Below are 20,673 nucleotides of genomic sequence, written 5' to 3' on the forward strand. Positions count from 1 at the left end.
CGATGCTCCCTGACGCTGACTTCTTCCAGTTCGAACACCTGCTCAGCGAAGCGGAAGCCGCCAAATTGGCCGAACTTCGCTCCTTCCTGGCGGCCGAGGTCACTCCCCACGCCACACGGTGGTGGAACGAGGCGCACTTTCCGGTTGAGCTGCTGCCCGGGCTCGCCTCGCTGGGGCTCTCCACCCCGGTCCAGCGCGGCTACAGTCCGCTCTTCGCGGGCCTGGTGATTGCCGAGATGACCCGCGCCGATACGTCCATCGCCACCTTCTTCATGGTGCACCACGACCTGTTTGTGGAAGGCCTGCACGCCTTCGGCTCCGAGGAGCAGCGCTCGCGGCTGCTCGGCGATGCCCAGGCCCTGAAGATCACCGGGGCTTTCGCGCTGACGGAACCGGACCACGGCTCCGACGTCGCCGGCGGCATGGCCACCACGGCGGAGCGCGACGGCGCCACCTGGGTCCTGAACGGGACCAAGCGCTGGATCGGAAACGGCACGTTCTGCGACTGGATGCTGCTCTGGGCCAGGGAGCCGGCCACCGGAAAGGTGCGGGGGTTCCTCCTGGATGCCTCCCTGCCGGGAATCAAGCGCACCCGGATCGAAAATAAGACGGCCCTGCGCACTGTGCAGAATGCGGACATCGAGCTCACCGAAGTCCGGGTCTCCGAAGAGGACCGGCTCGCCGGGATCGACAGTTTCGATGACACCAAGCACCTGCTGCGCGGCTCACGGATCATGGTGGGATGGCAGGCGGTGGGACAGCAGATGGCGGCGTTCGACGTCGCCCGTGCCTACGCCGTCGAACGCCTGCAGTTTGGACGGCCGCTCGCGGGATTCCAGCTGGTGCAGGAGCAGCTGGTGCGGATGCTGGGCAACACGGTGGCCTCAACCGGGATGCTGGCCCGGGTCAGCGACCTGGAGCAGGGCGGCTACGGCGGGCGCTCCGGGAACGGATCTGCCCGCGGGGACATGGCACGCGCGGCACTGGCCAAGTCCTATGCGAGCCGGCTGATGCGCGAAACCGTCTCCCTGGGCCGGGGGCTGCTGGGCGGAAACGGAATCGTTACTGACTACCGCATGGCCAAGATTTTTGCCGACGCCGAGGCCATCTACACCTATGAGGGCTCCTACGAGATCAACACCCTGATCGCCGGGCGTGAGATCACCGGAGTCTCGGCGCTGCGCTGAGGGCTGCCGTTGCGGCCAAGTGGTGCGCCCGGGCAGTAATCAGTAGGCTTAGTTTTAGGTGCACGTTCCGATCGAAAGGTGAAGCCGCAGATGACTGAACAGAACCCGGACCACAGCGACAACCCTGCCCTGGCCGATGACCTGGCTGAGGTGGTAACGCCTGATGAGCTGAGCATCGTATCCGGCGAGGAACTCCTGGACGAAGATGAACTCGTGGACGCGGAGGACCTGACCTATCCAGGTGCCGCAGAAGATAACCCTGAGGCCTGGCAGGATGACCCCCTGGTCAATGAGGAACCGCTGGCGGGACAGCCCGGAGAGCTGTCGGACCAGACGCTGCGCGACGAGACGATCGAAGAGCGCTACGAAGAGGGGGACTCCCAGGTGCCGCCTGGAGAACCGACCATCGGCGAGGCAGCCCGGGATGTTGACTTCGGAGACCCGACCGCAGAACCCCTGGATGACGGCAGCGACGATCCGGCCCATGCCGGCGGCGATCCGCTCTCCACCTTCAACCCCGATGACGAGGCCCTCTAGGGCGGATACCCGGTAAAGCTCTCTGCCGCACCCGGCTAACGTTGGAGGATGCCTTCCTTCCGTGTCCAGCTGAACATCCTCGGGCTCCGTCCCGGAAATGCTCCGGAGGCGGTGATGGACGCCGCCGTGGAAGCGCTGGAGGCGAGCCATCATGTGGAAGCCAATCAGCTGGACATCGTCTCGGGCGTTCCCCGGATTACCCTCCGGATCATGGTCCCCGCCAACGAATACGGGGTCGAGAATTCACAGGCCCGCCGCGCGGCGATGAATATGCGCCACGCTGTGGAACAGGTGGCTAGGTGTGAGCAGCTTCGGGTTCTTCGGCGTCAGCGCGGGCGCTGGCTTCCGCTCTGAGCCATTCGCGCTGCGCCCTCCTGCTCGCGTGATCGACCTGATGGCGGCGTGAACCCGCAGACACGAGAATCAGGAACGCGGCTGAAAAGGCTCCGACGGCGGGCCACACGGCCGGCGGCTCCTCCAGCAGCCGCGCCAGGCCCATGCCGGCCAGTCCGAGGACCACGCTCCAGGCGACGGCAAGTTGGCCGCGGTCCGTCATGCAGATGGTGGTCACCCCGATAACGACCGAGACCAGCGCGATCAGCGTCCAGGCCTCGGCACCCCAGCCTCCGGTGTCGGCCTGCTGCTGCGTCAGCCAGCTTCCCAGGCAGGCCAGCAGCGCCAGGATGGAGACTCCCAGGAAGACGGCCAGGGGGCTGTCGGTGAACAGTTGTTCACGGCGGCTCCCGGCGGGCCGCGAGTCAGTCAGATGGATGGCGGTGAGCCCGACGGCGACCTGTGCGCCCGCCAGCCAGAAACCAGCGGCAGGATTTCCGGCGTGGACTGCCCACAGCCACAGGACGGCCAGCACGACGGCGGCTGCCGTCAGCGGTCCTGCCCAGGTATGGCGGGGGTTTTCGCGCTGGGACGGGAGCCACTGAAAGCAGGCATAGGCGACGCTTCCGGCAAAGACGGGAACCCAGAGAATCCACACCCAGGCGAACATCCCCAGAAGAGACCCGGAGGGATCGAGAACATCACCGGAGCCGTGCGCCGGCACGGGCAGACCAGTCGCCCAGCCGGTCAGGAACCAGGCGGCCGGAGCGGCGACGCTGACTGCTGCCGTGACCGTGATCCGCCGGGCCGTGGCCGCAGTTTCAGGGCTGCCGGAGAGCGTGCTCCACAGTGCGTCGGCGAACTCCCGGGGCGTGAACCGGTTGCGGGACGAAACCCGCAGATGATGAACGTATCCCTCGCCCGGGGCAACCGGCGGGTGGGCAAGCAGGCGGGTGAAATCGTCGTCAACTGATTCCGGGATTCCTGCCGGCTGCGGAACCGCACTGCGGCCGGTTGTGCCCGCAGCAGCGGTGTGGATGGTGGGCGGCGCGGCCGGCGGAGGTGTGGGTGCCAGCGGAGGAACAAACGGCTTTGCGGCGCCCTGCTCCAGGGCACTGGCAACGGGAGGCTGTGGGGTGCCGGCGGGGCGTGCTGGACGGGGGAGCATGCCGTGTTCCTTTGAGTCGGTGGAGTGTTCCGGGACGCTGCCCCGATGCGAATCCCCACCCTAGCCAGCGGCTGTAGGTTCGCGGAAGGGTTTTGCGGGTCTTTTTGCAGGTCAGGCCTTCCCCCAAGCTTCCCGGAGCGCTATCGTGCCGCAGCTATGGTGCTGCGGCTATTGTGCTGCGGCCGCCGGCGGAAAGGCGTCGAGCGAGAGCCTGCTGCGGTACTGGACCGTCTGCCGTGTCAGCGGATCCATGAACTCCACGGAGCGGGCCAGGAGCTGCAGCGGCCGGGTGTAGTCATCCGGCGCCTGGTCGAGGAGGACGGGATAGAACGGGTCATTGAGGATGCCGATCCCGAGTGAGGCCATGTGCACGCGCAGCTGGTGGGTCTTGCCCGTGTGCGGGAGCAGCCGGTAGCGGCCCAGGCCGTTGGACTCTTCCAGCAGCTCGATCCGAGTTTCGGCGTTGGGTTCGCCCGCCACTTCCTGGGCCAGGAGGTAGGTGCGCGACTTGATCATCCGGCTTCGCACCGTGAGCGGAAGTTCCAGGTCCTCCCGAACCGGCGCGACCGCCTCGTATTCCTTCTCGATGCGCCGTTTCTCGAACATGACCTGGTATTTGCCGCGGGTTTCCGGGTTGGTGGAAAAAAGCAGCACTCCGGCCGTCATCCGGTCCAGGCGGTGCATGGGAATCAGGTCTGGAATATCCAGGGCTACCCTCAGCCGGACCAGTGCGGATTCGGCGACGTACATTCCGCCGGGAGTCGTGGGCAGGAAGTGCGGCTTGTCCACGACCAGCAGGTTCTCGTCCTGGTGCAGGATGCTGATTTCTACGGGAAGGCGGTCTTCTTGAGGCAGTTCGCGGTAGTACCAAATGAAGGTGTGTTCATGAAGGGGTGTCCGGCGGGTCAGCGCAGCTCCGCCCAGGCCCACCACCTCGCCGCGGTCAAAGCGGTCGATGATGCCGTCCGGATCAACGTGCCCGAAGCGGTCAAGGACGTAGTCCATGGCAGTCTCCCACGGCCCTTCGTCGGGCAGGCGCAGCCGGGTGGCATTAACGCCGTTTCGTACAGGAAGGGGGGATTGCATCACCCTTCAAGGGTACCGGCGCCGGAGGCCGCGTCCCCGGGAGCCAACCGCGGCTGGCAGTGCGGACAGTAGTACAGGTCCCGCAGCTCGAGTTCGTTGTCGCCGAGGAGTTCGTGGACCACCTTGGTTCCGCATCGCAGGCAGCCGCGCTTTTCACGGTTGTAGACCCAGAGCGGATCCCGGCCGGCACCTCCTGTGGTGATGCGGCGGGAGCGGGACTTGTTGGCTTCGAGCAGCCGCTTGGAAAGGTCCACCAGACGGGGGAGGTCAGGGACCTCCTGCACCGGAGTCAGCGGATGCACCCCCACCAGGAAACACAGCTCGCAGCGGTAGACGTTGCCGACCCCGGCGAGGTTCCGCTGGTCGAGCAGCGCCAACCCCACGGGTCGTTCCGGAACGGCTTCCAGCCGCCGGAGGGCTTCGGCGGGATCCCAGTCCGGTCCCAGCAGGTCCGGACCCAGATATCCCACCGCCTCATCCTCCCCGCTGCGCGGGAACACACGCAGGATGCCCAGTTCGAACCCCACCGCCTGCCGGGAACCGGTCTCCAGCACCGCGCGCGCCTTGAACGCCGGACGGCGCCAGCGCTCGCCGCGGTTGTAGACGTGCCAGAGTCCTTCCATTTTTAAGTGCGAATGGACGGTCCAGCCCTCAGCCTCGCCGGGACCCGGAGCGATCCGGATGAGCAGGTGTTTTCCGCGGGAGGCGACCTCTTCGACAACGCGGCCGCTGAGGTCGGTGGCCGCAAACCGGGGGACCCGGAAATCGGTCCGGGTCAGCTCGCCTCCTGCCAAGGCGGCATGGAGGTCACGGGCGGCCCGCCAGACCGTATCCCCCTCAGGCATGCTGTGCTCCGGCGCCGCACGGGGGAAATGGCTTATACACGGTAGCGCAGTCCCTTCGGCGTCGAATAGAAACCGGCAGCCATCAGCGCCGTGGCCACCGGGGTGTCCAGCACATCGGCGCCGTTGGCCTTCTCCACCGCCATTTTCTCCGCGGCGCCCCGCCGGATGATGCCCACCAGGGCTGCCGCCGCGAGCACCAGGGTCTCGGCGTCGTCGGTGTAGGTGAGCAGGGTCTTGCCGCCGCGCTCCACGTAGAGGACCAGCGCGCCGTCGACCATCACCACCAGGGCGCCGGCCTTCCGGCCGGGACGATGCCCGCCGTCGGAGGTTGGCCACGGCAGGGCAGCGCCGTACGGGTTTGCAGGGTCTGTTGCTGCTAGCGCCACAGCCTGGGGTTCGGGCACCGCCAGCTGGTTCTCACGCGAGAAGGAGCGGAGCCGGTCAACGGTTGCGGGAACAGCGAACTGCGCCGCACCCAGCTGCTCAATGAAGTAACCGCGGCGGCAGCGCCCCATTTCCTCGAGCCGCGCCAGCACCTTGTACAGCAGCCCGAACCCGCCGGGAACACCCTCGCTGGCAACAGAACCCCGGGTGAGGATGCCGTACCGGTCCATCAGCAGCTCGGCCGTGGCATGGGCATGGACGGTGGTGTCCGTTTCCACCGCCGGCAGCAGGCTCCAGCGCCCGGCGACCAGCGGCACCGGGCCGCGTGCCGGAAGACTCTGCTCGCCGGCAAGCCGCAGCGAAGAGCTGCTCAGGGTTCCCCGCGGTGTGCGGCCCAGCCGTCCCAACCGGGCTGTGCGCGCCCGCGGAGTCGAAGCCCGCTGCTTGTGTGCCGTTTTTCCGCCAGCCAGCAGCGAACGCACCGGCGTGAACGTGTCGTTGGTGATCCGGCCCGCCCACACCAGCTCCCAGAGGGCGGTGATGATCTCGGAGTCAGGAAGCAGGGAGCTGCCGTCCTGCAGCGGTGTGCTGTTCACGGCCTCGGCAATCTGCCGGAAGAAGTACGCACCGGAACCGGAGAGCAGGTCCAGGAGCCGGCGCTGCAGGTCAGAGGGGGCAAAGTCGGGATCAGGGTTCAGGGTCAGCGCTGCGTTCTCGGCCAGGTGCAGCGAGATCCAGCCGTCATTTCCGGGCAGCGATCCCGTACCGGACCAAATTACCTCCCCGGTCGCGGTGAGTTCATCGAGCATCGACGGCGCATAGTCACGCACGCGTGATCCCAGAATCAGCGGCTCCCACGCCGATGCCGGAATCGGCACCCCGGAGAGCTGGTCGATCACCGTTGCGACGCCGTCGAGCCCCCTGAGCGAGGAACCCACGTTCTGCCAGACCGGCAGGAAACGCCCGTAGGTGGGCGGGTCCACGGGCTCGACGTCGGAACGCAGGGCTGCCAGGGAACGCCGCCGCAGCCGGCGGAGCACCTCGGCGTCGCACCATTCAGAGCCGGCCGGAGCGCCGGGCATCGTGATCACTGCGGGCGGGAACTGGTCCACACCCGAAGCCGCGTCAAGCACCTGCGCTTCCGTGGGGCGGAACTCACCCTCCGCCACCCGGCCCTCTCCGGCCAGCCGCTGCAGGGTGGCCGTGACGACGGCGACGCCAAGTCCCAGCCGGGAAGCCGCCTCCGCCGCGGTAAAAGGGCCATGGGTGCGGGCGTAGCGCCCGACCAGGTCGCCCAGGGGATCCGGTACCGGCTCAACGAAGGCCAGGGGAACCCCCATGGGCAGCGGCACACCCAGGGCATCCCGCAGCCGGGCAGCGTCCTCGATGGCGGCATAGCGCTGGGTCCCGGCGATCCCGGCCTGCAGGGCACGGTTGGCGCGGACGAGTTCACGCAGCAGCGACTCGGCGTCGGCCTCCGTCGCGGGCTCCGAACCTCCGCCGTCCGCGGGTTCCAGCCGTTCAGCGACTTCCGCAGCAGTGAGTGGTCCCAACAGGCGCAGCAGGTCAGCGACGCCTTCCAGCCCTCGTGCCCGGCGGTCCGGGGCGAGGCGCTGCAGCTCGGCTTCGGTCTGCGCGATGATCCGTGCGTCCAGCAGTTCGCGCAGTTCGGCCCGGCCCAGGAGCTCATTGAGCAGGGTCGGGTCCAGCGAGAGTGCGGCGGCCCGCCGCTCGGCCAGCGGTGAGTCGCCTTCATAGAGGAAGGCCCCGACGTAGCCGAAGAGCAGCGACCGTGCGAACGGGGAAGGCTGCGGCGTGGTGGTTTCCACCAGCCGAATCTCGCGGCGCTCGACGGCGGCCGCGATTTCCTTCAGCGCGGGCAGGTCGTAGACATCCTGCAGGCACTCGCGCACGGTCTCCAGCACGATCGGGAAGGTCGGGAACTTGCGGGCGACGTCGAGCAGCTGGGCGGAGCGCTGCCGCTGCTGCCAGAGCGGGGTGCGCTTGGCGGGGTTCTGCCGGGGCAGCAGCAGTGCGCGGGCGGCGCACTCGCGGAACCGGGACGCGAACAGTGCCGATCCGCCGACTTCAGCCGTGACGATTGCCTCGAGCTCGTCCGGTTCGAACAGGAACAGCTCGGCGCCCGGGGGTTCGTCCTCCATCAGCGGCACCCGCAGCACAATGCCGTCGTCGGAGGCCATGGCAGAGCCGTCCAGCCCGTAGCGCTGCTGCAGCCGCGCACCAACCGCCAGCGCCCACGGAGCGTGGACGGGCATGCCGAACGGGCTGTGCAGGACAACCCGCCAGTCGCCCAGTTCGTCGTGGAAACGTTCGATCACCAGCGTCCGGTCGCTGGGCACCACATCAGTGGCCTGCTGCTGTTCGCGGAGGTAGGCAACCAGGTTTCCGGCGGCCCATTCGTCCAGCCCGACGGCGGCCAGCCGTTCCAGCGCGGCAGGCTCTGAAGTGCCCGCCATTTCGCGGACGAACTTGCCCAGTGCACGGCCCAGCTCCACCGGCCGGCCCTGGGAATCTCCGCGCCAGAAGGGGAGCTTGCCCGGCTGGCCGAAGGCAGGGGAGACCAGGACCCTGTCATGGGTGATGTCCTCGATCCGCCAGCTGGTGGCTCCGAGTGCGAAGACGTCGCCGACCCGGGATTCGTAGACCATCTCCTCGTCGAGTTCACCGACCCGGCGGCTGTTCTTGCCCTCCGAATCACCCACGAGGTACACACCGAAGAGTCCGCGGTCGGGGATCGTCCCGCCGGAGGTGACAGCCAGCCGCTGGGCGCCCGGGCGGCCCGTGATCGTGTTTTCGGTCCGGTCCCAGATGATGCGCGGCCGCAGTTCGGCGAATTCGTCCGAGGGGTAGCGGCCGGAGAGCAGGTCCAGGGTCGCGTCGAACGCGGAACGCGGCAGGCCGGCGAAGGGCGCGGAACTGCGCACGACGTCGAACCATTCCTCCACATCGATGCTCCCCAGGGCGGTGGCAGCCACCGTCTGCTGCGCCAGGATGTCCAGCGGGTTAGCCGGGATGAAGAGGGGCTCAATCTGCCCGGCAAGCATCCGCTCCACGGTGACTGCCGAATTGAGGAGGTCGCCGCGGTGCTTCGGGAACATCACGCCCTGGGAGATTTCCCCTACCTGGTGGCCGGCGCGCCCCACGCGCTGCAGCCCGCTGGCCACTGACGGCGGGGACTCAACCTGGACCACCAGGTCCACGGCACCCATGTCGATACCCAGTTCCAGGGAACTCGTGGCCACCACGCACCGCAGGCGGCCGGATTTCAGGTCGTCCTCGATCATGGCCCGCTGGTCCTTGGAAACGGACCCGTGGTGGGCGCGGGCCAAGACCGGTGTGTCGTCGTCGCCAGCTCTATCCTCCTGCCGCGAACGGACGGAGACACCTGCCTGGGCCATCAGCTGCGCCGGCGGACGGGCCGGTGCTGCAGGAACAGGCATGCCGTCGGTTCCTGTGGCGGCCTGTGCCGCTTCCAGGCGGTAGGCGTGGATCTCGTTCAGCCGGGCGGTGAGCCTTTCGGCCAGGCGCCGCGAATTGGCGAAGACAATGGTGGAGCGGTTGGCCTCAATGAGGTCGGCGATCTTCTCCTCCACATGCGGCCAGATGCTGGCCTGGGGGGCGAACCCACCTTCAACGGTGTCTTGGGCCGGAGTGCCGCCGAGGTCCGTCATGTCCTCCACCGGGACGGTCACGGTGAGGTTCCAGTTCTTCCGCGATTCCGGCGCGACGATCTTCACCGGCGCGTTGCCGCCTAGGAAGCGGGCCACCGTTTCCTGGGGTTCGACCGTCGCGGAGAGGCCAATGCGCTGCACCGGTTTATCCAGCATTGCGTCCAGCCGGGCCAGGGATACGGCCAGGTGGGCGCCGCGTTTAGTGCCGGCCACGGCGTGGACCTCATCCACGATGACGGTGTCGACTTCGGAGAGAGTCTCCCGGGCCTGCGACGTGAGCATCAGGAAAAGGGATTCGGGGGTGGTGATCAGGATGTCCGGCGGGCGCGTCAGGAGGGCGCGGCGTTCATTCTGCGGGGTGTCACCGGAACGGACCCCTACCGTGATGGACGGTGCCGGCAGTCCCAGCCGTTTGGCAGTTTGGGTGATGCCGATCAGGGGAGCCCGGAGGTTGCGCTCCACGTCCACGCCGAGGGCCTTCAGCGGTGAGATGTAGAGGACTTTCGTCTTGCGTTTGGGGGCGCGTGACCGGCCGGTTCCGGCCGGTTCCGGCACGTCCGGCTGGGCAGCGGCGTCGGCGATGAACCGGTCCAGGGACCAGAGGAACGCAGCCAGGGTCTTGCCGGAGCCGGTGGGCGCGATCACCAGCGCGTTGGAACCGCCGGAAATCGCATCCCAGGCGCCAACCTGGGCAGCGGTCGGCTCGGTGAATGCCCCCGTGAACCAGTCCCGGGTGGCGGGAGTGAACTTCTGGAGCACCCTGCCTGCCGACGTCATGCACCCATTGTTCACCACCGCACTGACAGGCGGGGCGCACCTCCGGTCCGTTCGGCTCCCGGCTAAATGCTGCTTCCGGGGCCGGCGGAACTACGGGCATACACGCCCGGACCCTGATTTCCGCGTTTCCCGCGACTGCCTGCAGGATGATGGTTGCACCAGCAGTTTCACGTACATCGGGGGATTATGGACGGCAGCACCCTTCGTTCCTTGGAGGTCACCGGTCCCGCCATCGCACGGATGGCCCGGGCACGGCGCCGGAGGATGACGGCCCAGGTGCTGATGCTCGCAAGCTGGGCACTGCTGCTCCCGGCCATTCTGCTGGTACTCCTGAGCGGGCTGCTTCCCCCGCTGATCGGAGAGGCAGCGGGATACCTGCTCGTGGTCTGCTTCCTGCTCGGATTCGCGCTCTGGATTCCGGAATCCTTCTTCCGCAGGCGCGAGGAGGCGGCACGGCAGAAAGCGTTTCCCGAGGTGGAATCAGCACTGGTAAGGCTCCGCGCCGGCTGGCAGCTGGAGTGGTACGTTCCCTACGGTCTGGGATGGGACCGGCTGGTCACCCGCGGGCGCTGGAAACAGCGGTTCGAGTGGCGGGTGGTTTACCGGGGAGGGACCATGCTGCTCACGGAAATCCCGGAAGCAGAGCACGACGTGGACGACGACGAGGACGATGACGAAGGCTGAGGATCCAAGCTCCCGTCCAGCGGCCCCGGGGGGGGGGGGGGGGGCCCGCCCCCCCCCCCCCCCCCCCCCCCCCCCCAGTGTGCGTTAGCGTGCGGGAACGGTTTCCGGGTCTTCGGCACCGCGCCGGGCGAGATCCCGCGCCTCGTCGAAGTCGCTGTCCATGCCGGCCGGAGCGCGGGTGAACAGGCTGACGACGACGGCGAGGAGCAGGTTCACGGCGAAGCCCGGGATGATCTCGTACAGGGTGGAGGAGAGTTCCGAGCTGCCCCAGGCGAACGCGGTGACGGCACCGGCGGCCATGCCGGTCAGGGCACCGGCCGCGGTGAGGCGGCGCCAGAACAGGCACAGCAGGATGGTGGGACCGAAGGCGGCTCCGAAGCCGGCCCAGGCGAAGCCCACCAGATCCAGGATCGAGTTGCTGCGGTCCAGTGCCAAGAGAATGGAGACCACGGAGACCACCAGCACTGCACCGCGGCCTAGCATCACCAGCATGCGCTGGGACGCGTCCTTCTTCACGACGATCTTGTACAGGTCCTCCACCAGGGCGGAGGAAGTGACGATCAGCTGGCTGGAAATGGTGCTCATGATCGCGGCCAGGACGGCGGCCAGCACAAAACCGGCAACCAGCGGGTGGAACAGTGCCTGCGCCATGCTCAGGAACACGGCCTCGGGATCGCTGAGGGTCAGGTCATTCTGCTGGAACCAGGCCGCGCCAACCAGGGCCGTGAACACGGCACCGATAACGCTGAGCACCATCCAGCCCACGCCGATGCGGCGGCCCGCAACGGCGTCAGCCGGTGAGCGCAGCGCCATGAAACGGACGATGATGTGCGGCTGTCCAAAGTAACCCAGGCCCCAGGCGAGGGCCGAGATCACGGCCAGCGCCGTCGTACCGGCAATGGGGTTAAGCATGTCCGGATCGATTTCGCGCAGGGACTCAGCCATGCCGGACGGTCCGCCCACCAGGAAGATGCCAACCAGCGGGACGGCGATGAGCGCGATCAGCATCATCAGGCCCTGCACCACATCGGTGTAGCTGGCGCCCAGGAACCCGCCGAAGAGGGTGTAGGCAATGGTCACGCCGCCCACGATCAGCATGCCCGTGGTGTAGCTGGAGCCGAAGGAACTCTCGAAGAAGACACCGCCGGCCACCATGCCGGAAGAGACGTAGAAGGTGAAGAAGACCAGGATGATGATGCCCGAAACGACGCGCAGCAGGCGCGTGCGGTCCTGCAGCCGGTTCTCCAGGAAGCTCGGCACCGTAATCGAGTTGTTGGCCACCAGTGTGTAGGAGCGCAGCCTCGGGGCGACGAACTTCCAGTTCAGCCACGCACCGATGGTGAGCCCGACGGCGATCCAGGCTTCGGTGAGTCCGGAGAGGTAGATGGCGCCCGGCAGTCCCATCAGCAGCCAGCCGGACATGTCTGAAGCGCCCGCGCTGAGTGCTGCGACACCTGGCTTCAGCCCCCGCCCGGCCAGCATGTAGTCGTCCAGGTTGGAGGTGCGGCGGTAGGCCCACCACCCGATGGCCAGCATGGCGGCCATGTAAGTGAGCAGAGCAATCAGCTTGTACGTTTCGTCAGTCATGTAGCCGTTCCGGTCAGTTCCGTATCGCGTCGGTAAGGGTCAGGGCGGCCCGCGCACACCGAACAACTACGGTGGCGCAGGCCACAAGTGCCCATAAGTATGCCAAGCGCGGAACATGTCCGCCAATTTGCCATCTGCTGGAATTGGCTGACGACGGCGCCCTGTGTTAGCGCGGACCGGTGAGCGGACCGACCTCCAAAAGCTCGACTTCTTCGTTGCTGCAGCCGTATCCGGCACGGGCAATATTGAGGTGGGCAGTGTCTTCCGGGGGGAAAATGCGGAGACCGGAAACCGACACCGATGAACACTCCTCGCCGTAATTCTCCGGGCGGGTTTCGCGGAGTGCTGCAACAGCGGACTGCCCCGGAGCCAGGATCACGGTTACGGCATCGGTCCCGCTGGAACGGGTAGCCGGTGCACCGACCTGTGTCCCGGATATCCCGAGATAGGAGACGCCCGGGAACCCGAAGGTGGCGCACGGTTCGGAAGAGGTGTTCGTCAATACCAGGTCGCGGTAGACGCTGCCGGCAGCACCTCCGCCGGGGGTGTCTTCGATTGCTGCGGAGAGTTTGTCCGCCGTGCAGGGGGCGGCGCCCTCTAGGGAAGAAGGGACAGACGTTTCGGGTGCCGCCGTGGCACTGCCGGGGCCAGTTGGGGAGGCGCTCGGTGAGGCGGTAGCCGTCGTGCCGGCTGACGGAGTGGGGGACGCTGACTCATCAGCGTTGTTGCTGCCCCCGCAGCCTGCCAGAACCAGCGCTGCGACAAGCAGACCGGAGGAAAGGAGGAGCGGGGTTCGGGCGGCCGTGGTTGTCATGAGTTCACCCTGAACCTGTCACCTGACGCGGTCAAACCGCACCGCGGGTCCGCCCCGAACCTCACCGAATTGTTACGGAAGGGACGGATGGTTATTCATGGTGGTACGGGCGCCCGGCGGCGATCTCCTGTGCCCGGTAGACCTGCTCTGCGAGGATCAGGCGGACCAGCTGATGCGGAAACACCAGCGGTGAGAGGGACCAGATAAAGTCCGCGCGGTCGTGGACGCTCTGGTCCACGCCGTAGGCACCGCCAATGATCAGGGTGACGTTGCGCGAACTGTCCAGCGGCTTCTGCAGCGTCTTCGCGAGCTGCGGCGAGGTGATGGCTTTGCCGCGCTCATCGAGCAGGATCACGTAGTCGCTGCCGACCTTGGCCAGCAGCCGCTCCGATTCCTCTTTGCGGGCGGCGTCGTTTTCCCGCGCGGAATGCGGGATGGAAATCCAGGACAGGTCAAAGGGCTTCTTCAGCCGCTTCTCGTAGCGGCGGATCCCGTCAACCACCCAGTCCTCGTGCTTGCGGCCGACCATCAGAACACGTAATGCCATGCCTCTATTGAATACCGGCAGCGGACGGCGCAGAAACACGCGGCGCGGCTGCCCCGCGGCGGTCCGCGGGTTTAGACTCCCGGGCAGTGGGCCGTAAACGAACGGAGTGCGCAGCATGAGCCAAACGCGGGCGGTTGTCCTTGGCGGCGGGGGAGTAGCGGGGATCGCATGGGAGATGGGCGTGCTGGCGGCGGTGCTGGAAGAAGGCATCGACGTGAACGCCGCGGATCTGGTGGTGGGTACTTCTGCCGGCTCGATGGTCGGGGCCGCTCTGCGCGCCGGCCTGCTGCCCCAGGTCTTGGCAGCACAGCTCAACGACGCCGGGGCGGCGCTGGCCGGGCCAGGAACCGACGCGCCGTACCAGGATCCGAGCGGGTTCAGCAGCGAGGCCTTTATTGAGCTGACGGCAACGGCGGGACGCGGCGACGGCGATGAGAAGGCAGCCCGGGCGAGGGTAGGCCAGCTGGCGCGCACCACCCCCGCGGTGATGACCGAGGGGGAATGGGTTTCCAGCATCCGTTCCCTGCTGCCGCAGCAGCAATGGCCGGACAAGCCCTTTGGGATTGCGGTGGTGGATGCGGAGGACGGCTCGTTCACGGTGCTCGATGCCATGTCCGACGTCGAACTGGCCCGCGCGATTGCCGCCAGCTGCGCCGTGCCCACGGTGTGGCCGCCGGTCACCATCCTGGGCCGGCAGTATATGGACGGCGGGATGCGCTCGGCCACCAATGCCGACGTCGCCGAGGGGTACGGCAAGGTGCTGGTGCTGGCCTCAGGCCCGGAGGCCCCCATGAGCCCGTTCGGCCCCAGCCTCCCGCAGGCACTGGCGAAACTCCAGCAGCACAGCAACACCTTCGTGGTGGAGGCGGATGAAGCGGCACTGCGTGACTTTGGTGCGAATCCGCTGCTGCGCTCCACCCGGATCCCGGCGTCGGCTGCCGGACGGCGGCAGGGTGCCGAGGCGGCGGCGGCACTGCGGGATTTCTGGGAGGCGTAGGGCGCGTGTTGTTCCGGCTCTCCGACCCGCGGCGTTCAGGAGGCCGGGCCGGGGCTATTCGCGGAACGGCCCCGGCGGGGAGCCACGCTCAAGCCGACCGCCACCGTATCGCCGTCGGACAGCTGTTCCCTGAGCCGGACGTCCTTCCTGAGGGGAAGGGCGTACCCTCCGCTGCGGGGCAGCAGCGAGGTCTCCCAACCGGAATCCCCAATCCGGACACAGACAGGGATTGCGCCCCACCCGTACGTGGCTTCGGAGGCGCGGCCGCGTACGTAGTCGACGGCGTCCTCGGATAGAAGGACCCAGTAGAACGGCGACGGGCCGCGCCACTCGAACACCTCCCCGCTGAATGATGTGTCCACGCCGTGAAAGCTAGCTTCACGGGCCCGTGGCGGCAAGGGAGTTGCCACGGCAAGGGACAGGTCGGGCCGTATAATTCCGGTATGGCAACTCCGCGTCTGAAGGGCGCCCTCCACTTCCAGCTTTCCGTTCGTGAACCGGTTGGTGCCGGGCTGTGAGCGGCGGACTCGTCGCCCTGCTGGACGACGTCGCTGCCCTGGCCCGCATAGCGGCCGCCTCTGTGGACGACATCGCGGCAGGTGCCGCGAAAGCGGGAGCCAAGGCCGCCGGCGTCGTCATCGATGATGCCGCGGTCACGCCTCAGTACGTGTCCGGGGCGGACCCGTCCCGCGAGCTGCCGATGATCAAGAAGATCTTCTGGGGCTCGCTGCGCAACAAGCTGCTCATCATCCTGCCGGCACTGCTGCTGGTCAGCGCCTTCATTCCCGGCATCATCCCGTTCATCCTCATGCTCGGCGGTACCTACCTCTGCTACGAGGGCGCGGAAAAGGTCTGGCACAAGTTCTTCGGCCACCACGAGGCCAAGGAGAAACCTGCCGTGGACCGGGGCCCCGGAGCCGAATCCAAGGTCATCAAGGGCGCCATCACCACCGACTTCATCCTGTCCTGCGAAATCATGGTTATCTCCATGAACGAGGTGGCAGCTGAGTCCATTTGGGTCCGCGGCGTGATCCTGGTGGTCGTTGCGATTGCCATTACGGTCCTCGTCTACGGGGCTGTTGGGCTGATCGTCAAGATGGACGACATTGGCCTGCACCTGGCATCTAAGGACTCGGCCGCTTCCAAGCGTGTTGGCGGGCTGCTGGTCAAGGGCATGCCTGGTGTACTGGCTGCCATCACCCTGGTCGGGACGATCGCCATGCTCTGGGTGGGCGGGCACATCATGCTGGTGGGCGCGTACGACCTCGGCTGGCATGCACCCTATGACCTGGTCCATGCTTTGGAACACCCGGTCGCCGGGATTGCGGTGGTGGGCGGGATCCTTGGCTGGCTGGTGAACACCCTGTGCTCAGCGATCCTCGGCCTGGCCTGGGGCCTGATCGTCATGACGATCCTGACCCCGCTGCTGAAGGTTCTCCCGTTCGGTAAGAAGAAGGATGCGCGCGAGCCCGGAGATACCCGGGCCGCACTCGCGGGGCACCGGCCGGAGAAACCGGACACGGACGCCGGCCAGGGAGTTTGACGCGGAAGACCGTTAGGCCGGGGTTGACCCGCGGCGGGACTTCAGCGGAATGAATACCGCGTAGAACGCACCCCAGCACATCCAGAACACGGTCGAGATGCTCCGTTCAGAGAGGCCGGGAAACCTGCGGCGGCCCACCGCGGCAATCCCGGATACTGCCGCTGTCACCACGATGAAACGGATCATTCGGCCGGGCACGCTCCAGGCAAGAAACGTCACGAGCGGGGTCCGCTGCAGCCCGGCTGCCCGCGCGTAGAGCTTATAGGGGACACCACGGGTGGGGCCCCGCAGCAAAGAAGAGGCCCCGGATACGGCGATTTCCTCCTCCACCTCGCTGATCATGGCATCCGTGACTGCCGGGATTTTCACTAACGCCTTACGCGAGGTGTCTGCGGCCACTTTGCGGGCCCACCAATATGTCACTGTCCCTCCGGCCATTGCGCCGCCGAGGGCTGAGACCGTGGTGCCGAGAGCGCGTTTCGGCCGGCGCAGACCCACCCAGGAGGTCCACACATCGGGCACCACAAAGAAGAACGTCGCTTCTGCGAAACCCCAGGCGCCGGCGATTCCGTGATCCTGCAGAGCATTCGTGAATGCTGATTTTCGCCGAGCTCTCATTCCCACACTGTAATGAATGGTGAAAGTGAACCACGGGATTGATCGCGGGTTGCTCCCGGTTCCGTCGGTCGGCTCGTAATAGCGTATGAGCTACGGCACAAGGCAAAATGAACGGATACTCCACATGAGCCACGGAACGGATAGGCGGGAAATACCGCAGCGCAGCAGCCGGTGGGCGGCAAAATCAGCAGATATTCTCGCGGCGGCGAAACTCACCCCCAATCAAATCTCTGTCGGTTCAGTGGTAGTCGCCGCAGCGGGCGCCGCGGCGCTTATCTGCTCGGCCTATACCGGCGACGCCGTAATTCGTGCTGTCCTTCTTGCCGCGGCTGCTGCCTGTATACCGCTGCGTTTGTTGTTGAACATGCTCGACGGAATGCTGGCGGTAGAAAAAGGCATGAGCTCACCGGTCGGGGATATCTACAATGAACTGCCCGATCGGATCTCGGATGTACTGTTCCTGGGGGCGGCAGGGATCGCCACCGCCGGGCTGGTGACCGCCGGCCGAGTGGATCTCGGAGTGACGCTGGGATTCCTTGCGGCGATACTCGCCGTACTCACTGCCTACATCCGCTGCCTCGGGGCAGCCCTCGACACGGGAAACTTCTTCGACGGGCCGTTGGCCAAACCGCACCGCATGTGGCTGCTGATGATCGGCGTCCTGGCAGCCCTCGCCGAACCCTGGCTTCCATGGCCGGAAGGATGGGCGCTGTTCGGCACACTGGCCCTCATCGCGTTGGGTTCCCTGTTCACGTGTATGCGCCGGTTGCGCCGGGTCAGCGCTGTGCTGCGTTCCCGTAGCAAGGACTTGCCATCATGAACGTGGGCAGGACTTCCCGGCGCAGCCTCGCCAGACTCATCAGCGCTTTCGCCGGTGCGCGCGTGGTGACGGCAGCCGGAGAACCTGGACCGGATCTTCCCGGGCAGGCCATCTACTACGCGAACCATTCGAGCCACCTGGACTTCCTCACCATCTGGGCCGCGCTGCCGGCAGAGCTTCAGCAGCGCGCCCGCCCGGTGGCTGCCAAGGACTACTGGGGCTCCGGGGTGCGCAAGGCCTTTGCCGAGCGGATCTTCAACGCCTATTTGGTTGACCGCCACGGCTCCAGCAGCCGCCGGCAGCGCACGTCGGACTCGGGGGTCAGCCCCAAAGGCCAGGTAGAGGGCATGGCGGAGGTGCTGGCAGCCGGTGACTCGCTGATTATCTTTCCTGAAGGCACCCGCGGCGAAGGTGACACCATCGCCCAATTTCACGGCGGACTGTACAAACTGGCACGACTCCACCCCGAGATACCCGTGGTCCCCGTGACGCTTGCCAACCTCGGCAGGATCCTCCCCAAAGGTGAGATGATCCCGGTGCCTCACCTCTCGACTGTCATCTTCTGCGAGCCGCTCCACCTGGAGCCCAATGAGGACAGGCAGACGTTCCTGGCCCGTGCCCGCCAGGTCCTCGTGGAAAGCCTGGCGAAGCATCAGGGCCCGCAACCCGCAGATTCCCCCGGAGAAGGCGACGGCCCCTCGGCCGCTCCTCGCCAGGCTCGGCAGGACAATCCGTGAGCGATTGGGAACTGGGTCTGCTGGACTCGTCGTCGCTCAAACTCCTCGGCGGCGTCGTCCTGGTTTTAGTAGTGGCTTCCGGGATCGCGTGGCTGCTGGGGCGCCGAGTGGGCAACACGAGCACCATCGTGAACCTCAAGCAGCGCATCAACGCCTGGTGGTTGATGGCCGCGCTGCTGGGCGCTGTTTTGGCAGCCGGCGAGACAGTGACGATCGTGCTGTTTCTGGTGCTGTCCCTGCTGGCGCTGCGCGAGTTCATCACCATCTCACCGACCGGACGAGGAGATCACAAAGCGCTCGTGTGGCTGGTGTTCATCATCCCCGCGGTGCACTACTGGTTCCTGTGGGAACACTGGTACGGCATGTTCAGTGTGTTCATCCCGGTGTACGCCTTTCTCTTCCTGCCGGCGCGCAATGCACTCGCCGGGCAGACCACCGGGTTCCTGCAGCGGACCGCGGTCATTCAGTGGGCGCTGATGGTCTGCGTTTACGCCATCAGCTATGCCCCGGCGCTCCTGCAGCTTCCGGTGGCCATGGAGGCAGGGCGGGACGCGGCCGAAGGCTCGGCGCCTGGGACCGGCGGGGCTACCGGCGCGCACCTGCTGCTGTTCCTGCTGATCGTGGTGCAGGGCTCTGACGTGCTGCAGTACGTGTGGGGTAAGACGCTCGGGAAGCATCCGATCGCGCCGAGCGTGAGTCCCAACAAGACCTGGGAAGGATTCATCGGGGGAGTGCTGTCGGCCACCGCCCTCGGTGCTGCCCTATGGTGGATCACACCGTTCACTCCGCTGATGGCCGGGCTCCTGGCTTTCATCTCCTGTGTGATGGGCTTCGCCGGCGGCCTGGTGATGTCTGCCATCAAGCGGGACCGCGGCATCAAGGACTTCGGCTCCACGATCCCCGGCCACGGAGGCATCATGGACCGCCTGGACTCGCTCTGCTTTGCGGCACCGGTCTTCTTTCACGCCGTGCGCTTCTTCTACACCTGACGTGGGCACGGAAAAGCGAAGGCCCCGCTTCCCTTTGTTTACAAGGGAACCGGGGCCTTTCTCAGTGGCGGTGACGGTGGGATTTGAACCCACGTTGGCTTTTACACCAAACAACATTTCGAGTGTTGCACCTTCGGCCGCTCGGACACGTCACCAACGCGTCAACCTTACCGGGTCCGGGGCCTCAAGCCCAAAACGTCCCGCTTGCTTGAGTCCGCCTCAGGTGCCGCTGCGCACCTACAGGTCGACGACGTCGTTCTTGCCGATGTCCGGGGTGTCCCCGGTGACGGAGCTCTTGGCGATCTTGAAGATGCTGGCAACCTTCGGCTCGTCGGATATCCAGTATTCGGCGGTATCACTGTTGACCTTGATCAGGGCGATGGTGGGGTCTTCACGGCCCTGTTCGAACCACGCCGCGGCGGAAGCCTTCCAGAGTTCCTGGATCTTCTCCTGGTCCCGGGAGATCTCGGCTCGGCCGCTGATGGAAAGGTAGCCCTTTTTGTCGGCAATGGAGACGTTGACGTTGGGGTTGTTGCGGATCTCGTCAGCCTTGGGGGAGGGGTCCTGGGTGAAGAACCACAGATTGCCGTCCGAATCCGTTTCCTGCAGTTCCAGCGGACGGCTGACCAGTTTCCCGTCCAGATCGACGGTGGTGAGGTTCCCGATGCTTGCGTGCTCAAGGATTTTCACTACGCGGTCGATTCCTGCCTGCTGCTCCTGGGAAGTCATGCCTGCTCCTTGCTGCCGAGGTAACTGAACGACAGCAAGCCTACTGATTACTAGCCGCTCTAGGTACTCCCCGCGATACGCCGTGAGCCGAAAAAGCTCCGAAGCAGGTCCGCGCATTCCTCTTCCCGCACGCCGGGGAAGACCTCCACCCAGTGATTCAGGCGGGGTTCGCGAAGAATATCGAACACCGATCCGGACGCCCCGGCCTTCTCATCCCAGGCCCCGAACACCACGCGGGGGACCCGGGCGAGCACAATGGCCCCGGCGCACATTGCGCATGGTTCGAGCGTGACCACAAGGGTGCAGCCGGCCAGCCGCCACTCGCCGAGCGCCTGGGCAGCCTCGCGGAGGGCCACAACCTCTGCGTGCGCGGTTGGGTCCCCGGTCGCCTCCCGCTCGTTGCGCCCGGTTCCCAGGACCTCCCCGCCGGGGCCGATGACGACGGCGCCGATCGGGACATCCGACGTCGCCAGGGCGGCACGCGCCTGGTCCAGGGCCATCCCCATCCAGGCGTCGTGGGAGGGGGTGATGAAATCCATACGCCTATGGTCCCTCATCCCTGAGTCCGGGGCGCAAATTCGCCCGGTTCACCGGGGGCC

General features: G+C 66.5%; 20 protein-coding genes and 1 tRNA gene. 9 read left to right on the plus strand and 12 right to left on the minus strand.

The features are described 5' to 3' along the window. Positions 1–2: 2 nt before the first annotated feature. The 3 genes from TVB01_RS11635 (at position 3) to TVB01_RS11645 (ending at position 2,078) form a co-directional block, all read left to right on the plus strand. Positions 3–1,187, plus strand: a complete 1,185-nt coding sequence (locus TVB01_RS11635) for an acyl-CoA dehydrogenase family protein (RefSeq protein WP_422456094.1) — start codon at positions 3–5, stop codon at positions 1,185–1,187. 90 nt (positions 1,188–1,277) lie between these two features. Then, the gene (locus tag TVB01_RS11640; protein ID WP_422456071.1) at positions 1,278–1,724 is read left to right on the plus strand and encodes a hypothetical protein; all 447 of its coding nucleotides are present in this window, start codon (positions 1,278–1,280) and stop codon (positions 1,722–1,724) included. A 48-nt stretch (positions 1,725–1,772) separates the two neighbouring features. Continuing rightward, positions 1,773–2,078, plus strand: coding sequence for a hypothetical protein (locus TVB01_RS11645; RefSeq protein ID WP_422456072.1), 306 nt, complete (start codon positions 1,773–1,775; stop codon positions 2,076–2,078). Here TVB01_RS11645 and TVB01_RS11650 read toward each other — a convergent pair. The 4 genes from TVB01_RS11650 to TVB01_RS11665 all read right to left on the minus strand — a co-directional run bounded on the left by TVB01_RS11650 (position 2,020) and on the right by TVB01_RS11665 (position 10,009). Further along, a complete protein-coding gene (locus tag TVB01_RS11650; protein WP_422456073.1) occupies positions 2,020–3,225 on the minus strand; it encodes a hypothetical protein in 1,206 nt (401 codons plus the stop codon). The genes TVB01_RS11645 and TVB01_RS11650 overlap by 59 nt on opposite strands. 168 nt (positions 3,226–3,393) lie before the next feature. Continuing rightward, a complete protein-coding gene (locus TVB01_RS11655; RefSeq protein ID WP_422456096.1) occupies positions 3,394–4,311 on the minus strand; it encodes an RluA family pseudouridine synthase in 918 nt (305 codons plus the stop codon). Next, positions 4,311–5,156 (minus strand): DNA-formamidopyrimidine glycosylase family protein, encoded by an 846-nt coding sequence (locus TVB01_RS11660; RefSeq protein WP_422456074.1) that lies wholly within the window; start codon positions 5,154–5,156, stop codon positions 4,311–4,313. The genes TVB01_RS11655 and TVB01_RS11660 overlap by 1 nt, the downstream gene beginning before the upstream one ends. Positions 5,157–5,188: 32 nt before the next feature. Next, the gene (locus TVB01_RS11665) at positions 5,189–10,009 is read right to left on the minus strand and encodes an ATP-dependent helicase (RefSeq protein ID WP_422456075.1); all 4,821 of its coding nucleotides are present in this window, start codon (positions 10,007–10,009) and stop codon (positions 5,189–5,191) included. Between the two features lie 186 nt (positions 10,010–10,195). Between TVB01_RS11665 and TVB01_RS11670 the strand changes: the two genes are divergently transcribed. Beyond that, the gene (locus TVB01_RS11670) at positions 10,196–10,693 is read left to right on the plus strand and encodes a hypothetical protein (RefSeq protein WP_422456076.1); all 498 of its coding nucleotides are present in this window, start codon (positions 10,196–10,198) and stop codon (positions 10,691–10,693) included. A gap of 84 nt (positions 10,694–10,777) precedes the next feature. On the opposite strand, the gene putP is transcribed toward TVB01_RS11670, so the two are convergent. The 3 genes from putP to rlmH all read right to left on the minus strand — a co-directional run bounded on the left by putP (position 10,778) and on the right by rlmH (position 13,641). After that, positions 10,778–12,280, minus strand: coding sequence for a sodium/proline symporter PutP (gene putP, locus TVB01_RS11675; RefSeq protein WP_422456077.1), 1,503 nt, complete (start codon positions 12,278–12,280; stop codon positions 10,778–10,780). A 166-nt stretch (positions 12,281–12,446) separates the two neighbouring features. After that, a complete protein-coding gene (locus TVB01_RS11680) occupies positions 12,447–13,094 on the minus strand; it encodes a DUF4232 domain-containing protein (protein WP_422456078.1) in 648 nt (215 codons plus the stop codon). A 91-nt stretch (positions 13,095–13,185) separates the two neighbouring features. After that, the gene (gene rlmH / locus TVB01_RS11685; RefSeq protein ID WP_422456079.1) at positions 13,186–13,641 is read right to left on the minus strand and encodes a 23S rRNA (pseudouridine(1915)-N(3))-methyltransferase RlmH; all 456 of its coding nucleotides are present in this window, start codon (positions 13,639–13,641) and stop codon (positions 13,186–13,188) included. A gap of 115 nt (positions 13,642–13,756) precedes the next feature. Between rlmH and TVB01_RS11690 the strand changes: the two genes are divergently transcribed. After that, on the plus strand, positions 13,757–14,638 hold the full coding sequence (locus TVB01_RS11690) for a patatin-like phospholipase family protein (protein ID WP_422456080.1): 882 nt from the start codon (positions 13,757–13,759) through the stop codon (positions 14,636–14,638). A 35-nt stretch (positions 14,639–14,673) separates the two neighbouring features. On the opposite strand, the gene TVB01_RS11695 is transcribed toward TVB01_RS11690, so the two are convergent. Beyond that, the gene (locus TVB01_RS11695; protein WP_422456081.1) at positions 14,674–15,000 is read right to left on the minus strand and encodes a DUF1905 domain-containing protein; all 327 of its coding nucleotides are present in this window, start codon (positions 14,998–15,000) and stop codon (positions 14,674–14,676) included. Positions 15,001–15,152: 152 nt separating this feature from the next. Between TVB01_RS11695 and TVB01_RS11700 the strand changes: the two genes are divergently transcribed. Next, positions 15,153–16,181 carry a DUF808 domain-containing protein gene (locus TVB01_RS11700; RefSeq protein WP_422456082.1) on the plus strand — a complete coding sequence of 343 codons (1,029 nt, stop codon included), beginning with the start codon at positions 15,153–15,155 and terminating at the stop codon, positions 16,179–16,181. 12 nt (positions 16,182–16,193) lie between these two features. On the opposite strand, the gene TVB01_RS11705 is transcribed toward TVB01_RS11700, so the two are convergent. Beyond that, entirely contained in the window at positions 16,194–16,799 is a 606-nt protein-coding gene (locus TVB01_RS11705; protein ID WP_422456083.1) for a hypothetical protein, read from the minus strand. Between the two features lie 124 nt (positions 16,800–16,923). On the opposite strand from TVB01_RS11705, the gene TVB01_RS11710 reads away from it, so the two are divergent. The 3 genes from TVB01_RS11710 to TVB01_RS11720 are packed head-to-tail and all read left to right on the plus strand — an operon-like array spanning position 16,924 to position 19,345. Then, positions 16,924–17,619, plus strand: coding sequence for a CDP-alcohol phosphatidyltransferase family protein (locus tag TVB01_RS11710; RefSeq protein WP_422456084.1), 696 nt, complete (start codon positions 16,924–16,926; stop codon positions 17,617–17,619). After that, complete coding sequence (locus TVB01_RS11715; protein ID WP_422456085.1) at positions 17,616–18,356, plus strand: lysophospholipid acyltransferase family protein; 741 nt, start codon at positions 17,616–17,618, stop codon at positions 18,354–18,356. Before TVB01_RS11710 ends, TVB01_RS11715 begins: the two co-directional genes overlap by 4 nt. After that, positions 18,353–19,345 (plus strand): phosphatidate cytidylyltransferase, encoded by a 993-nt coding sequence (locus TVB01_RS11720; protein ID WP_422456086.1) that lies wholly within the window; start codon positions 18,353–18,355, stop codon positions 19,343–19,345. The genes TVB01_RS11715 and TVB01_RS11720 overlap by 4 nt, the downstream gene beginning before the upstream one ends. 65 nt (positions 19,346–19,410) lie before the next feature. On the opposite strand, the gene TVB01_RS11725 is transcribed toward TVB01_RS11720, so the two are convergent. From TVB01_RS11725 to tadA, 3 genes are all read right to left on the minus strand, one after another. After that, positions 19,411–19,500, minus strand: a tRNA-Ser gene (locus TVB01_RS11725). 82 nt (positions 19,501–19,582) lie between these two features. Then, positions 19,583–20,074, minus strand: a complete 492-nt coding sequence (locus TVB01_RS11730; protein ID WP_422456087.1) for a pyridoxamine 5'-phosphate oxidase family protein — start codon at positions 20,072–20,074, stop codon at positions 19,583–19,585. 59 nt (positions 20,075–20,133) lie between these two features. After that, the gene (tadA, locus tag TVB01_RS11735; protein WP_422456088.1) at positions 20,134–20,613 is read right to left on the minus strand and encodes a tRNA adenosine(34) deaminase TadA; all 480 of its coding nucleotides are present in this window, start codon (positions 20,611–20,613) and stop codon (positions 20,134–20,136) included. Positions 20,614–20,673: the final 60 nt, after the last annotated feature.

The organism is Arthrobacter sp. 7Tela_A1 (genome assembly GCF_049311065.1).
In the GTDB taxonomy this organism is placed as follows: Bacteria; Actinomycetota; Actinomycetes; order Actinomycetales; family Micrococcaceae; genus Arthrobacter_B.

Bases quoted from the DNA above. Each gene is read 5' to 3' on its own strand.
- TVB01_RS11635 (WP_422456094.1), top strand. From the start codon at position 3: ATGCTCCCTGACGCTGACTTCTTCCAGTTCGAACACCTGCTCAGCGAA.
- TVB01_RS11640 (WP_422456071.1), top strand. From the start codon at position 1,278: ATGACTGAACAGAACCCGGACCACAGCGACAACCCTGCCCTGGCCGAT.
- TVB01_RS11645 (WP_422456072.1), top strand. From the start codon at position 1,773: ATGCCTTCCTTCCGTGTCCAGCTGAACATCCTCGGGCTCCGTCCCGGA.
- TVB01_RS11650 (WP_422456073.1), bottom strand. From the start codon at position 3,225: ATGCTCCCCCGTCCAGCACGCCCCGCCGGCACCCCACAGCCTCCCGTT.
- TVB01_RS11655 (WP_422456096.1), bottom strand. From the start codon at position 4,311: ATGCAATCCCCCCTTCCTGTACGAAACGGCGTTAATGCCACCCGGCTG.
- TVB01_RS11660 (WP_422456074.1), bottom strand. From the start codon at position 5,156: ATGCCTGAGGGGGATACGGTCTGGCGGGCCGCCCGTGACCTCCATGCC.
- TVB01_RS11665 (WP_422456075.1), bottom strand. From the start codon at position 10,009: ATGACGTCGGCAGGCAGGGTGCTCCAGAAGTTCACTCCCGCCACCCGG.
- TVB01_RS11670 (WP_422456076.1), top strand. From the start codon at position 10,196: ATGGACGGCAGCACCCTTCGTTCCTTGGAGGTCACCGGTCCCGCCATC.
- putP (WP_422456077.1), bottom strand. From the start codon at position 12,280: ATGACTGACGAAACGTACAAGCTGATTGCTCTGCTCACTTACATGGCC.
- TVB01_RS11680 (WP_422456078.1), bottom strand. From the start codon at position 13,094: ATGACAACCACGGCCGCCCGAACCCCGCTCCTCCTTTCCTCCGGTCTG.
- rlmH (WP_422456079.1), bottom strand. From the start codon at position 13,641: ATGGCATTACGTGTTCTGATGGTCGGCCGCAAGCACGAGGACTGGGTG.
- TVB01_RS11690 (WP_422456080.1), top strand. From the start codon at position 13,757: ATGAGCCAAACGCGGGCGGTTGTCCTTGGCGGCGGGGGAGTAGCGGGG.
- TVB01_RS11705 (WP_422456083.1), bottom strand. From the start codon at position 16,799: ATGAGAGCTCGGCGAAAATCAGCATTCACGAATGCTCTGCAGGATCAC.
- TVB01_RS11710 (WP_422456084.1), top strand. From the start codon at position 16,924: ATGAGCCACGGAACGGATAGGCGGGAAATACCGCAGCGCAGCAGCCGG.
- TVB01_RS11715 (WP_422456085.1), top strand. From the start codon at position 17,616: ATGAACGTGGGCAGGACTTCCCGGCGCAGCCTCGCCAGACTCATCAGC.
- TVB01_RS11730 (WP_422456087.1), bottom strand. From the start codon at position 20,074: ATGACTTCCCAGGAGCAGCAGGCAGGAATCGACCGCGTAGTGAAAATC.
- tadA (WP_422456088.1), bottom strand. From the start codon at position 20,613: ATGGATTTCATCACCCCCTCCCACGACGCCTGGATGGGGATGGCCCTG.